The sequence below is a fragment of the Micromonospora sp. MA102 genome, from assembly GCF_025460765.1.
GTDB classification, from domain to species: Bacteria; Actinomycetota; Actinomycetes; order Mycobacteriales; family Micromonosporaceae; genus Micromonospora; species Micromonospora halotolerans.
This window is the reverse complement of the sequence record NZ_JAMWEG010000010.1, coordinates 115,332-130,660: the sequence shown is the minus strand read 5'-3', so window position 1 is coordinate 130,660 and position 15,329 is coordinate 115,332. Positions and strand designations below refer to the sequence as shown.

The 15,329-nt window shown below is 74.8% G+C and carries 5 protein-coding genes; all 5 read left to right on the top strand.

Going from position 1 to position 15,329, the window contains the following annotated elements:
• Positions 1–43 precede the first annotated feature (43 nt).
• Genes NFX44_RS21060 through NFX44_RS21040 form a run of 5 tightly spaced genes read left to right on the top strand, consistent with a single transcriptional unit; the run spans position 44 to position 15,329 of the window.
• Positions 44–5,497, top strand: a complete 5,454-nt coding sequence (locus NFX44_RS21060; RefSeq protein ID WP_262285281.1) for a type I polyketide synthase — start codon at positions 44–46, stop codon at positions 5,495–5,497.
• 26 nt (positions 5,498–5,523) lie between these two features.
• Positions 5,524–6,477 (top strand): TauD/TfdA family dioxygenase, encoded by a 954-nt coding sequence (locus NFX44_RS21055; protein WP_262285280.1) that lies wholly within the window; start codon positions 5,524–5,526, stop codon positions 6,475–6,477.
• Position 6,478: 1 nt separating this feature from the next.
• Positions 6,479–6,667: an MbtH family protein gene (locus NFX44_RS21050; protein ID WP_262285279.1), complete on the top strand. Its 189-nt coding sequence runs from the start codon at positions 6,479–6,481 to the stop codon at positions 6,665–6,667.
• The gene (locus NFX44_RS21045) at positions 6,664–9,783 is read left to right on the top strand and encodes an amino acid adenylation domain-containing protein (RefSeq protein WP_262285278.1); all 3,120 of its coding nucleotides are present in this window, start codon (positions 6,664–6,666) and stop codon (positions 9,781–9,783) included. Before NFX44_RS21050 ends, NFX44_RS21045 begins: the two co-directional genes overlap by 4 nt.
• Positions 9,783–15,329, top strand: a complete 5,547-nt coding sequence (locus NFX44_RS21040) for a non-ribosomal peptide synthetase/MFS transporter (RefSeq protein ID WP_262285277.1) — start codon at positions 9,783–9,785, stop codon at positions 15,327–15,329. The genes NFX44_RS21045 and NFX44_RS21040 overlap by 1 nt, the downstream gene beginning before the upstream one ends.

Below are 15,329 nucleotides of genomic sequence, written 5' to 3'. Positions count from 1 at the left end.
CGTACCCCTCCCCGACGCACCGCGTGAGCTAAGGACACCCCGGATGCAGAACGACATTCCCACCACCGACGACGGCATCGAACCGATCGCGATCGTCGGTCTCGCCGCCCGCCTACCCGGCGCGGGCGACATCGACGAGTTCTGGCGCAACCTGGTCGACGGCGTCGAGTCGGTGACCGAGCTGACCCGCGACGAGCAGATCGCCCGCGGCGCCACCCCCGAGGAGGTCGACGACCCCGGCTGGGTGAACCGCGCCCCGCTGGTCGACGGCTACGACGAGTTCGACGCCGGCCTGTTCGGGATGACCGCCCGCGAGGCCGAGATCACCGACCCGCAGCACCGCCTCTTCCTGGAGACCTGCTACACCGCGCTCCAGGACGGCGGCTACGACCCGGCCCGCTACGACGGCGCGGTCGGCGTCTACGCCGGCACCGGCGGCAACACCTACCTGCACCGCAACGTGCTGCGCAACAAGCGGGTCGGCGGCAGCCCGCACGGCGCGGTCTCCCTGGCCACCGGCAACTCGCCGAACTACGTGGCCACCAACGTCTCCTACCGGCTCGACCTGCGCGGGCCCAGCCTCACCGTGCACACCGCCTGCTCCACCTCGCTGGTGGCCTTCCACCTGGCCTGCGAGGCGCTGCGCAACGGCGAGTGCGACATGGCCCTGGCCGGCGGGGTCAACATCGAGCTGCCGCACGTCGGCTACCTCGGCATGGACGGCTTCACCTCCCCGGACGGCCGCTGCCGCCCGTTCGACGCCGGAGCCAACGGCACGGTCTGGGGCAGCGGCGTCGGCGTCACCCTGCTCAAGCGCCTCTCCGACGCGATCGCCGACGGCGACACCATCCGCGCCGTGGTGCTCGGCAACGCGATCAACAACGACGGCGCCGGCAAGGTCGGCTTCACCGCCCCCAGCATCGACGGCCAGATGGAGGCGGTCGCCCAGGCGGTCGGCCTGGCCGGCATCGACCCGCGCACCATCAGCTACGTCGAGGCGCACGGCACCGGCACGGCGCTCGGCGACCCGATCGAGATCGCCGCCCTCTCCGCGGTGTACACCAAGGACACCGACGACCGGGGCTGGTGCGGCATCGGCTCGGTGAAGTCGAACATCGGCCACCTGAGCCAGCCCTCCGGCATCGTCAGCGTGATCAAGACGGTGCTGGCCATGGAGCACGGCCTCATCCCGCCGACCATCAACTACGAGACCCCGAACCCGGCCATCGACTTCGCCGACACCCCGTTCTACGTGGCGAACACGCTGACCAAGTGGGACACCGACGGCGGGCCCCGGCGCGCCGGGGTCAGCTCGTTCGGCATCGGCGGCACCAACGCGCACGTCGTGCTGGAGGAGGCCCCGGCCGCGTACCGGACCGAGCGGCGGGTCCGCCCGGCGCACCTGCTCCAGGTCTCGGCGAAGACCCCGACCGCGCTGTCCACCGCGGTCGAGCGGCTGGCCGAGCACCTGGAGAACGGCACGGCCGGCGGTCCCGAACTCCTGGCCGACGTGGCGCACACCCTGCGGGTCGGCCGCCAGCGGTACGCGCACCGCGCCGCCGTGGTCGCCGGCGACCTGCCCTCCGCGGCGGCCGCCCTGCGCGACAAGCGCAAGGGCCACCGGGGCGTTCTGGACGGCCCCGCCCCGCGGGTCGCCTTCCTCTTCTCCGGCCAGGGCTCGCAGTACGCCGGCATGGGCGCCGAGCTCTACGCCGAGGACCCGGGGTTCGCGGCCACCGTGGACGAGTGCGCCGAGCTGCTCCGCCCCGAGCTGGGCCTGGACATCCGGGACCTGATCCTCGGCCGCGACCCGGAGGCGGGGGACAAGCTCACCCAGACCCGCTACACCCAGCCCGCCCTGTTCACCGTCGAGTACGCGCTCGCCACCGCCTGGCAGCGGGCCGGGGTCGCCCCGGCCGCGATGCTCGGCCACTCCATCGGCGAGTACGTCGCCGCCACCGTGGCGGGGGTGCTCACCCTTCCCGACGCGCTGCGGGTCGTCGCGGCCCGGGGCCGGCTCATGCACTCGCTGCCCGCCGGCTCGATGCTCGCCGTGACGCTGGACGAGTCGGCGGTCGCGGACCGGCTGCCCGAGGGCCTGTCGGTGGCCACCGTCAACGGCCCGGGCACCTGCGTGGTGGCCGGCGAGACCGCGCTGGTCGAGGAGTTCGCCGCCAGCCTGGGCGGGAAGAACAAGTCCAAGCTGCTGCGCACCTCGCACGCCTTCCACTCGCCGATGATGGAGCCGATCCTCGACGAGTTCACCGCGCTCATGGCGGGCGTGCCGCTGAGCCCGCCGACGGTGCCGTTCCTCTCCAACGTGACCGGCACGTGGATCACCGAGGCGCAGGCCACCGACCCCGCGTACTGGGCCGCGCACCTGCGCCGGCCGGTCCGCTTCGGCGCCTGCGTGGCCACGCTGCTGGCCGAGGGCACCTGGGCGCTGGTCGAGTGCGGCCCGGGCCGGCAGCTCGCCAACCTGGCCCGGATGCAGGTCGCCAAGGCGTCCGAGGCGCAGCGGAAGCTGACCCCGCTGGGCAGCCTGCCGGGGCCCGGCGAGCCCACCGGCGACCTGGCCACCCTGCTCGGCACCGCCGGGGCCCTGTGGTGCGCCGGGGTGCCGGTGACCCTGGACGTCGACCCGGACGCCCGGCGGGTGCCGCTGCCCACGTACCCGTTCGAGCGGCGCCGCTACTGGGTCGCGCCGGACCCGGCGGAGCAGGCGGCGGCCCCGGTCGAGACCGGGCCCCGGCCGCTGCCGGAGTGGTTCGCGGTGCCGGTGTGGCGGCAGGCCGCCCCGGCGCGGACCGTCGTCCCGCTGGGCCGGTGCCTCGTGCTGGCCGACGGCCCGCGCGGGGAGGCGCTCGTCGCCGCGCTGCGGGCCGCCGGCGACGACCCGGTCGAGGTACGCGCCGGCGACGCCTTCGCCGTCACCGGCAGCGGCTTCCGGCTGCGCCCCGGCATCCGCGAGGACCACGAGGCCCTGGTCGCCGCGCTCGGCGCCGACCTGCCCCGCCGGATCGTGCACGCGTACGCCCTCGACGGGGAGCCGGCCGGGACGGACATCGCCGCCGCCTGGGCCGCCCAGGACCGGGGCTTCTTCAGCGCCCTGCACCTGGTGCAGGCCCTCGCCGGGGCCGGCCTGACCGCCGACGAGGAGGGGATCCGCCTCGACCTGGTCACCGCCGGCATCGGCGACGTGCGCGGCGACGACCTGGTCCGGCCGGAGCACGCCACCCTGGCCGGCCTGGCCCGGGTGCTCCCGGTCGAGCTGCCCGGGCTGACCGTCCGGCTGGTCGACGCGGACACCGCCGCGCGCGGGATCGCCGCGCTCGCGGCCGAGCTGCGCGGCCCGGTCGACCCGGAGCACGCGGAGGTGGCGCTGCGCCGCGACCGGCGCTGGGTGGCCGGCTACGAGCAGGTCACCGTGGACGCCGAGGACGCACCGGGCGTGCTGCGCGAGGCCGGCCGCTACCTGATCACCGGCGGTCTGGGCGGCATCGGCGTCACCCTTGCCGAGGACTTCGCCCGCCGGGCCCGCGCCAAGCTGGTGCTGCTGGCCCGTTCCGGCCTGCCCGAGCGGGCCGGGTGGGACGAGCACCTGGCGGTGCACGGCGGCGCCGACCGGGCCGGCCGGGCCATCGCGGCGATCCGCCGGATGGAGGCGGCCGGTGCCGAGGTGCTGGTGCTCGCGGCCGACGTCACCGACCCGGACGACCTGCGCCGCGTACGCGAGGCCGTCGAGACGCGGTTCGGCGGGCTGGACGGCCTCGTGCACGCGGCGGGCCTGCCCGGCGGCGGCATGGCCGAGATCAAGGACCGGGCGGAGGCGGAGCGGGTGCTCGCCCCGAAGCTCGCCGGCACCCTCGCGCTGGCCCAGGTCTTCGGTGACCTGCCGCTGGACTTCGTGGCGCTCTGCTCCTCGATCACCGCGGTGATCGGCGGCTTCGGCCAGGTCGACTACTGCGCGGCGAACGCCTTCCTGGACGCCTGGGCGCGCGCCGGCGCCGGCTTCCGCGCCCCGGTGGTCTCGCAGAACTGGGGCGGCTGGGCCGAGGTCGGCATGGCCGTGGAGACGAACGCGCCGGCCGCCTTCCGGGCCGCCGGACGGGACACCGTCACGGCCCCGGTGGACCACCCGGTGCTCACCACCAGGGTGACCGGCCCGGACGGCACCGTCCTGCACGGCCTGGTGTCCGCCGGCACCCACTGGCTGCTCGACGAGCACCGGATCGGCGGGGTGCCGGTGGTGCCGGGCACCGCGCACCTGGAGTCGGTGCGGGCCGCGGTGACCGCCGCGCTGCCCGCCCCGGCGCCGGACGCCGCCGTGGAACTGCGGGACGTCGTCTTCCTGGAGCCGTTCTCGGTGCCGGACGGCACGGTCGCCCAGTACCGGGTGGAGCTGACCCCGACCGAGGACGGTGTCGACTTCACCGTGGCGAGCCTGGCCGCCGGCCAGCTCCGCACCCACGTGCGGGGCGCCGCCGGCTGGACCACCGAGCCCGCCCCGCCGGCCGGCACGCCCGCCGTCGCCGGCCGCCGGGTCGACGACGACGCCTCGTTCGGCCGGGGCCGCACCAGCATGCTCACCTTCGGCCCCCGCTGGGCCGCGCTGGCCGAGCACCACCTGGCCGACGGGGAGGAGCTGGCCCGGGTCGAGGCGCCCGCCGCCGCGCTGGGTGACCTGCCCTCCTGGGGCCTGCACCCGGCGCTGCTGGACGTGGCGACCGCGTTCGGCCGCGGGCAGGGCTCCGGCACCTACCTGCCGCTGTCGTACGGCCGGATCGTGGTGCGGGGGACGTTGCCGGCGACCTTCCACAGCCACCTGCGGCACCGGCCCAGCGCCACCGAGGAGGTGGTGGCGGCCGACCTGTCGCTGCGCGACACCGAGGGCCGGGAGCTGGTCTCGATCAGCGACTTCGTGCTGCGCAAGGTGGACCAGGGCGCGGTGACCGGCGGCCTCGCCGACACCCCGGCCGGCGCCGCTCCGGCGGCGGTCACCGAGGACATCCGGCCGGTCGACGGGGCCGAGGCGTTCCGCCGCAGCCTCACCGCCGGCCTGGGCGCGCAGGTGGTCATCACCACCCGCACCGTCGCCGACATCCGGCGGCGCGCGGCCCGGGTGACCACGGACAGCCTGGAGGCGGAGACCGACGCCCCGGCCACCGCAGCGGCCGGGACGGGCGGCGGCTCGGCCGCCCCCTCGACCGAGCTGGAGAAGACCATCGCCCAGGTCTGGCGGGACGGCCTCGGCGTCACCGACGTGGGCGTGGACGACGACTTCTTCGCCCTCGGCGGCAACTCGCTGGTCGCGGTGCAGCTGATCGCCGCGATGCGCAAGGCCACCGGGGTCCGGCTGCCCATGCGCAGCCTCTTCGAGACCCCCACGGTCGCCGGGCTGGCCGCCCGCATCGAGGAGCTGCGGGCCAGCCAGCCCGCCGACGAACCGGCCGCGCCGGCGGCGATCCCGGCCATCCCGCGGCTACCCCGCGCCTGACCACGAGAACAAGGAGACACCGCATCATGAGCGACACGATCGCCACGCTGCCGGTGGTCGTCGAGAACGACGGCCGGGCCCTGACCGACCTGATCGCGGCCCGCCGCGCCGAGCTGCGGGCCACCCTCGTCGAGCACGGCGGGCTGCTGTTCCGCGGCTTCGACGTCGGCGGGGTGGACGGCTTCGACGGGGTGGTGCGCGCCCTGTCCGGCGAGCCGCTGACCTACACGGAGCGTTCCTCGCCCCGGCACTCCATCAAGGGCCGGGTGTACACCTCGACCGACTACCCGCCGGACGAGGAGATCTTCCTGCACAACGAGAACTCGTACCAGGCGCGCTGGCCGCTGACCCTGTTCTTCTACTGCATCACCGCTCCGGAGACCCGGGGCGCCACCCCGCTCGCCGACGTCCGCCGGGTCCACGACCTGATCGACCCGGCGGTACGCGAGGAGTTCGTCCGGCGGCGCTGGATGCTGGTGCGCAACTTCCACGGCGACTTCGGCACCCGCTGGCAGGAGGTGTTCAACACCGAGAACCGGTCCGAGGTCGAGGCGTACGCGGCGGCCAACGGGATCACCGTGGAATGGGTCGGCACGGACGGCCTGCGCACCCGGGCCGTGCGGGACGTGGTGCACCACCGGCCCGGCTCGGACACCCCGCGCTGGTTCAACCACGCCACCTTCTTCCACGTGAGCACCCTCCCGAAGGACTACCAGGAGGGGCTGCTGGCCATGTTCGGCGCCGACGGGCTGCCGTCGAACACCTACTACGGCGACGGCGGCGAGATCCCCGCCGACGTCATGGACCACCTGCGCGCCGCCTACCGGGCGGCCACCGTCCGCTTCGACTACCAGCGCGACGACGTGCTGGTGGTGGACAACATGACCGCCGCGCACGGCCGGGAGCCGTTCACCGGCCCCCGCAGGATCGCCGTGGCGATGGCCGAGCCGCACACCCCCGACACCCCTGGAGCGAACTGAGATGGCCGAACCCCGATTCCTGGTCGTCCGCAACGACGAGGAGCAGTACTCGATCTGGTCGGCCGACCGGGACCTCCCCGCGGGCTGGCACGACACCGGCTTCGCCGGCACCCGCGAGGAGTGCCTGGCCCACGTCGACGAGGTCTGGACCGACATGCGTCCCCGCTCCGTCCGCGAGGCACACTCATGAGTCAGGAGTGGACCTTCCCGGCCTCCTTCGCCCAGGAGCGGGTGTGGATGGCCAACCAGCTCGACGCCGGCTCGCCGGTGTTCAACGTGTCCATCCCGTGGCGCTTCCCGGCCGGCCTCGACGCCGACGCGGCCGGCGACGTGGTCGACCGGGTGGTGGCCCGGCACGAGGCGCTCCGTACCCACCTGCGGGTCGACGACGGCGCGCTCGTGCAGGTGGTCCGCGCGCACGAGCCGGCCCCGCTGCCCACCACCGACCTGAGCCACCTGCCGGAAGGCGAGCGGCTGGCCGCGTTCGAGGCGATCCGGGCCGAGCTGGCCCGCACCCCGATCCCGCTGGACGCGCCGCCGCTGTGGCGGGCGCGGCTGGTCCGCCTCGACGACGCCTGGGCGCTGGTCTTCGTGGCGCACCACGCCGTCTTCGACAGCCACTCGGCGGTGCTCTTCCACGCCGAACTCGCCGCGTTCGCCGCGGCCGCGCGGACCGGCGCCGAACCCGCCGTACCCGAGCTGCCCATCCAGTACGCCGACTTCGCGGTCTGGCAGCGCGACCAGCTCGCCGGGGCGGAACTGGACCGGCAGCTCGCCTTCTGGACCGGCCACCTGGCCGGCGCGCCGCCGGTGACCAACCTGCCGCTGGACCGGCCCCGCCCGGCCCAGCTCGGGTTCGCCGGCGACGAGGTGCGCTTCGACCTGCCCGCGGGGCTGCTCGACCGGGTCGGCACGCTGGCGGCCGGCGCGGCGGCCACGCCGTACATGGTGCTGCTGGCCGGTTTCGCGGCGCTGCTGTCGCGGATCTCCGGCGACACCGACGTGGTGGTCGGCGTCTCCACGGCGGGCCGCGACACCCCCGAGCTGGCCCCGCTGATCGGCATGTTCGTCAACCCGGTGGCGCTGCGCTGCGACGTCTCCGGCGACCCGTCCTTCGCCGCGCTGCTCGGCCGGGTGCGGGACGGCCTGGTCGACGCCATGGAGCACGGGCAGACCCCGTTCCAGAAGATCGTCGAGGCGGTCGACCCGCAGCGCGACCCGTCCGTCCAGCCGATCTTCCAGACCGCCCTGAACTACATCCCGGACTCCGGCCTCGACCCGGTGGAGCTGGGCACCACGAAGGACGACCTGGCCTTCGACATCACCGCAGGGGAGTGCCGCCTGGTCTACCGGACCGCGCTGTTCGACCGGGCCACCGCCGAGACGGTGGTCCGGCGGTACGTCGGGCTGCTCACCGCCGCCGTGGCCGACCCGGAGCGCACCGTCGCCGCGCTGCCGCTGCTCACCGACGCCGAGCGCGACCTGGTGCTGGGTGCCTGGAACGACACGGCGCGCGGGGTGCCGCCGGCGACCGTCGTCGACGAGGTGCAGCGGCGGGCCGCGGCCGCCCCGGACGCCACCGCCGTGGTCTGCGACGGCGTGCCGCTCACGTACGCCGAGCTGAACACCGCCGCGAACCGGCTGGCCCGGCTGCTGGTGGCCCGCGGTGCCGGCCCGGAGACCCGCGTCGCGCTCGCCCTGCCCCGCTCCTGTGAGCTGGTGGTGGCGATGCTCGCCGTGCTGAAGTCCGGCGCCGCGTACGTGCCGGTCGACACCGCGTACCCGGCCGGGCGGATCGCGTACCTGCTGGAGGACGCCGCGCCGGCCCTCGTGGTGACCACGCCGGACACCGCCGGCCTGGTGCCCGGCGGGGCGCTGGTGCTCGACGGCGAGCTCGGCGCGGACCAGCCGGGCGGCGACCTGAGCGACGCCGACCGGCGCAGCCCGCTGCGCCCCGAGCACCCGGCGTACGTGCTCTACACCTCCGGCTCGACCGGCCGGCCCAAGGGCGTGGTGGTGGAGCACCGGGCGGTGAGCGCCTACCTGGCGTGGGCGCGGGACACCTACCCGGGACTGGCCGGCGCCGCGCTGCTGCACTCGCCGGTCTCCTTCGACCTCACCGTCACGGGCCTGCTCGGCCCGCTCACCGCCGGCGGCACGGTCCGGCTCGCCGCCATCGACTCACCGGCCGCCCGGGTGGGCGGCCGGCCGGCCTTCCTCAAGGTCACCCCGAGCCACCTGCCGCTGCTCGACGGCGAGCTGTCGCCCACCGTCGACCTGGTGATCGGCGGCGAGGCGTTGACCGGCGAGCAGCTCGCCGGCTGGCGGGCCGCCCACCCCGACGTGGCGGTGACCAACGAGTACGGCCCGACCGAGGCCACCGTGGGCTGCGTGGCCGCCCGGATCGCCCCCGGCGAGCCGGTCCCGCCGGGACCGGTGCCGATCGGCACGCCCACCTGGAACACCCGGGCGCTGCTGCTCGACGCGGCCCTCCAGCCGGTCCCCCCGGGCGTGGTCGGCGAGCTGTACGTCACCGGCGCGCAGCTCGCCCGCGGCTACCACCGCCGTCCCGGCCTCACCGCCGAGCGCTTCGTGCCCTGCCCCTACGGCCTGCCCGGCGCGCGCATGTACGCCACCGGCGACCTGGCCCGCTGGCGGCCCGACGGCACCCTGGACTACCTGGGCCGCCGCGACGACCAGGTGAAGGTGCGCGGCATGCGGATCGAGCTGGGCGAGGTCGAGGCGGCCCTGCTGGCCCACCCGGACGTCCGGGCGGCCGCCGCGGCGGTGCGCACCGACAGCGGCGAGCCGACCCTGGTCGGCTACCTGGTCGGCCCCGCGCACGAGGACTCGGTCCGCGCCGAGCTGGCCCGCGAGCTGCCCGCGCACCTGGTGCCGGCGCACCTGGTCCGGCTCGACGCGCTGCCGCTGACGCCGAACGGCAAGCTGGACCGGGCCGCGCTGCCCGCCCCGGCCGCCGCCGCCCCGGCCGAGGGCGCCTACGTCGCGCCGCGCACTGAGGCCGAGTCCCTGGTCGCCGAGGTGTACGCCGAGATTCTCCAGGTGGAGAAGGTCGGCGCCCTGGACGACTTCTTCACCCTCGGCGGCAACTCGCTGCGCGGCATGCGGGCCATGGCCCGGATCCGCGCCGAGGTGGACGTCGACCTGCCCATGCGGGCGCTGTTCAGCAGCCCCGTGGTGGCGGACCTGGCCGCCCAGATCGAGCAGCGGATCGCCGCGGAACTCGACGGGCTCTCCGACAGCGAGGTCGCCGCCCTGCTCGCGGCGGAAGAGGAAAGCAGCTGATGACCGACCTGAAGGATCCGGCCCGCGAGGCGGCCCGGCAGGCGCTGATCGCCAAGCGGCTGCGCGCCCGCCAGGCCGCCCCCGCGGCCCGGATCACCCCCCGACCCCCCGGCGCCGCGGTGCCGCTGTCGTACGCCCAGGAGCGGGTCTGGTTCATGGACCAGCTCGCCCCGGGCGAGGCGGCGTACCACATCGCGGTGCCGCTGCGGGTGCGCGGCCCGCTCGACGTCGAGGCGCTGCGCGCGGCCCTGGCCGCGCTCGGCGCCCGGCACGAGTCGCAGCGGACCCGCTTCCCGGCCGACTCCGACGGCCGCCCCACCGTGGTGGTGGAGGAGTCCGTCGAGGTGCCGTTGACCATCGTGGACGCCCCGGACGAGGCGAGCGCGCAGGCGCTGGTGGACGCCGCCGCCGCCGAACCGTTCGACCTGGCGGACGGGCCGCTGCTGCGCGCCCTGCTGATCCGGCTGGCCGCCGACGACGATAATCCGGCCTCCGCGCCGCAAGACGGCACTCCGGACCGGATGAACGTCGACGACCACGTGCTCTTTCTCGGCCAGCACCACATCGTGGGCGACGGCTGGTCGGTGGACGTGCTGCTGCGCGACCTCATCACCCTCTACCGGGGCGGCGAGCCGCCCGCCCTGCCCATCCAGTACGGCGACTTCGCCGTCTGGGAGGCCGGGGAGCTGGACGGGCCGCAGGCCCGGGCGCACGTCGACTACTGGAAGGAGCGGCTGGCCGGCATCACCCCGCTCGAACTGCCGCTGGACCGGCCCCGCCCGGCCACCCAGACCTACCGGGGCGACTTCGTCGAGTTCCAGCTCGACCCGGCGGCCACCGAGGCGCTCAACGCCCTCACCCGGGCCACCGGCGGCACGCTGTTCATGACGCTGCTGGCCGCGTACCAGGTGCTGCTCGCCCGGCACGCCGGCCAGGACGACTTCGCCGTGGGCGCCTCGGTGGCCGGCCGGTCCGCACCGGAGCTGGAGAACGTCGTCGGCATGTTCATCAACATGCTGCCGCTCCGCGCCGAACTGGCCGGTGACCCCACCTTCGCGGAGCTGCTGGCGCGCACCCGGCGCACCGTGCTCGACGGCTTCGAGCACGCCGAGGTGCCGTTCGCCAAGGTCGTCCACGAGCTGGGGCTGCCCCGCGACGTCAGCCGCTCGCCGGTGTTCCAGGCCATGTTCGTGCTGCAGAACTACGAGATGGGCCGGTTCAGCGGGGTGTCCCGCACCGACGAGGTCAGCTTCGAGTGGACCCCGATGGAGCTGCGGGCCACCCGGTTCGACTTCGAGCTGCACGCCGTGGAAACCGTCGACGGCCTCTGGGGCAAGCTGGTCTTCAACACCGACCTGTTCACCCGGGACACCGTCGAGCGGATGGCCCGGCGGTGGACCACCCTGCTGGCCGCGATCGTCGCCGCGCCGGACACCCCGGTCTCCCGGCTGGCGCTGCTTCCCGCCGACGAGCGGGCGCTGCTGGCCGGGTGGAACGACACGGCCGCGGACTTCCCGCGCGACGCGACCCTGCACGGCCCGATCGAGGAGCGCGCCGCCGCCACCCCCGACGCGGTCGCCGTGACCATCGAGGGACGCAGCCTCACCTACGCCGAGCTGAACGCGGCGGCCAACCGGGTCGCGCACCGGCTGCGCGCCGCCGGCGTCGGCCCGGAGACCCTGGTCGGGGTCTGCGCGGAACGCTCCGTCGAGCTGGTCGCCGGCCTGCTCGGCGTGCTCAAGGCCGGCGGCGCCTACTTGCCGCTGGACCCGGAGTACCCGGCGGACCGGCTCGCCTTCATGGTCACCGACGCGGACGCGCCGGTGGTGCTGGTCCAGGAGCACCTGCGCGACGTGCTGCCGGCCACCGCCGCCACGGTGCTCGCCCTCGACGACGCCACGGTCTGGGCCGACCAGCCGGCCACCGACCCGGCGCCCACCGCCGGCCCCGAGCACCTGGCGTACGTCATCTACACCTCCGGCTCGACTGGCCGGCCGAAGGGCGTGCCGAACACCCACCGGGGCATCGTCAACCGGCTCGACTGGATGCAGAAGACCTACGGCCTCGGCGCCGACGACGCGGTGCTCCAGAAGACCCCGGCCAGCTTCGACGTCTCGGTCTGGGAGTTTTTCTGGCCGCTGCGCACCGGCGCCCGGCTGGTCCTCGCCAAGCCGGGCGGCCACAAGGACGCCGGCTACCTGCGCGACCTGCTGGTGGCCGAGGAAATCACCACGGCCCACTTCGTCCCGTCCATGCTGACGGTCTTCCTCGGTGAGGACGGCATCGAGGCGGCCACCGCGCTGCGTCGGGTGATCTGCTCCGGCGAGGAGCTGCCGCTGGCCTCCGCGCTCGACTTCACGGCCCGGCTGCCGTGGTGCGGCCTGCACAACCTGTACGGCCCCACCGAGGCGGCCATCGACGTCACGGCCTGGCGCTGCGACCCGGCCCGGCTGGCCGTGGCCGCGAGCGTGCCGATCGGCGCGCCGATCGCCAACCTGCGGCTGCACGTGCTCGACCCGGCCGGCGCCGAGTGCCCCGTCGGGGTGGCCGGGGAGCTGCACATCGGCGGCGTCGGGCTGGCCCGCGGCTACCACCGCCGGCCGGCGCTGACCGCCGAGAAGTTCGTTCCCGATCCCTTCTTCGGTGAGCCGGGCGCCCGGCTCTACCGCACCGGCGACCTGGCCCGCTGGGTCGTCGGGCCGGACGGGGCCGGGGTCATCGAGTTCCTCGGCCGGATCGACCACCAGGTCAAGCTGCGCGGCCTGCGCATCGAGCTGGGCGAGATCGAGAGCGCGCTGCGCGAGCAGCCCGGGGTGACCGAGGCCGCGGTGATCGTCCGCGAGGACAGCCCCGGCGACAAGCGGCTCACCGCGTACCTGGTCGGGGCGGCCGAGCACGCGGCGCTGAAGGCGGCGCTCAAGGACACCCTGCCGGAATACATGGTGCCGGCCGCGTTCGTCACCCTCGACGCGCTGCCGCTGACCCCGAACGGCAAGCTCGACCGCAAGGCGTTGCCCGCGCCGGTGGTCACCCGCGAGGCGTCGGTGGCCCTGGTCGAGCCGCGCGACGAGACGGAGCGGGCGCTCGCCGCCATCTGGTCCGAGGTGCTCGGCGTCGACACGCTCGGCATCGACGACAACTTCTTCGACCTGGGCGGGCACTCCATGCTCGCCACCCAGGTGGTCGCGAAGATCCGCAAGGCGGAGCTGGGCGGCCGGGCGGTCGGCGTCATGGACCTGTTCCAGCAGCGGACGATCCGCGAGCTGGCCGCGTTCATCTCCGGCGACGCCGCCGAGGCCGGCCCGCGCCGGCTGCTCTACGAGCTGACCAAGCCGATCCCCGCCGCCCAGCGGGTGCTCACCTACGTCTGCGTCCCGTACGGCGGCGGCAGCGCCATCGTCTACCAGCCGCTCGCCGACGCGCTGCCGGCCGGGCACGCGCTGTGGTCCCTGGCCATCCCCGGCCACGACGTCGGCCTCAGCGAGGACGCGCTGCCCTTCGACGAGCTGACCACCCGGGTGGCCGAGGAGATCCTGGAACGGGTCGAGGGGCCGCTGGCCCTCTACGGCCACTGCGGCGTGGGCAGCGCCATCGTCGCCGAGGTGGCCCGCAAGGTTGAGGCGGCCGGGCGGGACCTCGACGCCGTCTACATCGGCGCGATGTTCCCGTTCGCCCGCCCGAAGGGCCTCTTCGCGGCCGCCCGCAACCGGCTCGAACAGCTGCGCAGCAACAAGCACTACGCCAGCTGGCTCAAGTCGATGGGCGTGGACACCGACGAGCTGGACCCGGAACAGGCCGACCGGATCATCAGCAACATGCGGGCCGACTCCCGCGCCTCCGAGGAGTACTTCACCCGGCTGCTCGACCAGCGGGCCACGAAGCTGCGCGCCCCGATCATCTCGGTGGTCGGCTCCGAGGACCCGGTCACCGACTACTACCGCGAGCGGTACGCCGAGTGGCAGTTCCTCAGCGACACACTCGGGCTGGTCGTCCTCGACCAGGCCGGGCACTTCTTCCTGAAGTACCGGGCCGAGGAGCTGGCCGAGATCGTCACCCGGGTGCACCCGGCCGTGGTCGCCGGGGACGTCACCGACCTCGGCCCGCAGGCCCGGGGCGAGGACGCCGGCTGGGCGGTTCTCGACCGGCTCCGGGTCGGCCAGGAGGAGCGGCCGGCGGCCACGACGGTCAAGCCGAGCATGGCCCGCTTCCTGTCGATCACCGTCGGGCAGCTGGTCTCCAGCACCGGCTCGGCGCTGACCGCGTTCGCCCTGCCGATCTGGCTGTTCAACCGGACCGGGTCGGTGGCCGACCTGGGCCTGCTCTGGGCGCTCGCGCTGATCTGCGGCGTGCTCATGCTCCCGGTGGCCGGCGCCATCGTCGACCGGGTCAGCCGGCGCCGGATCATGATGCTGGCCAGCTCCGTGGCCGGTTCGATCCAGCTGGTCCTGGCCGGTCTGCTGTGGACCGACAACCTGGTGCTCTGGCACATCTACCTGCTGGTCGCGCTCAGCTCGGTCGCCGGGTCGTTCCAGCGGATCGCGTTCCAGTCGGCCGTGCCGCAGTTGGTGCCGAAGCGCTACCTCGGCCACGCCATGGGCATCACCCAGCTCTCCACCGGCGTGGCCACCCTGCTCATGCCGGTCTTCGCGGCCGGCCTGCTCGCCGCGATCGACCTGAAGGGCATCCTGCTCATCGACGTGGCCAGCTACCTGGTCGCCGTGCTCACCCTGGCCGTGGTCCGCTTCCCCGACCTGCTCGGCTGGCGGCCCCGGGAGCGGCTGCTGGTGGCCATCGCCAACGGGATGCGCTACTCCTGGCAGCACCGCGGCTTCCGGCTGATGCTCGGCTACTTCGCGCTGGGCAACATCTTCCTGGCGCCCGCGTTGGTGCTCGCCACCCCGCTGGTGTTGTCCTTCGGCAGCCCGACGCAGGTGGCCCAGGTGGCCCTCGCCGAGGCGGCCGGCGCGGTGGCCGGCGGCGTACTCATGTCGCTGTGGGGCGGCCCGCGCAAGCGGCGGATGATCGGCGTGCTCATCGGCAACCTGGGCACCGCGATCGGCTGCGTGCTCATCGGCCTGGACGCCTCGGTGGCGATGATCTGCGTGGGCATGGCGTGGCTGGCCATGGCCATGACCACCGCGCAGTCGATCTACGCGACCATCGTCCAGGTCAAGGTGCCGCAGCGTTTCCACGGCCGGGTGTTCAGCCTCAACCAGACCATCGCCTGGTCCACCCTGCCGATCGGGTTCGCGCTGCTCGCGCCGGGCGCCACCGCCCTGTTCGAGCCCATGCTGGCCCCGGACGGGGCGCTGGCCGGGTCGGTGGGCGCGGTGATCGGCACCGGACCGGGCCGCGGCATCGGTTTCGCGTACGTCTGCTTCGGGGTGGCCCTGATCCTCATCACCCTGGGCGGCTTCGCGATCCGCCTGCTGCGCCGCTTCGACCTGGAGGTCGAGGACTCCCTGCCCGACGACCTGATCGGCGCGCAGGAGCGGGAGCGGCGGCTCGCCGCCCGGGCCGCCGAGCGGGAGAAGGTCGCCGTCTAG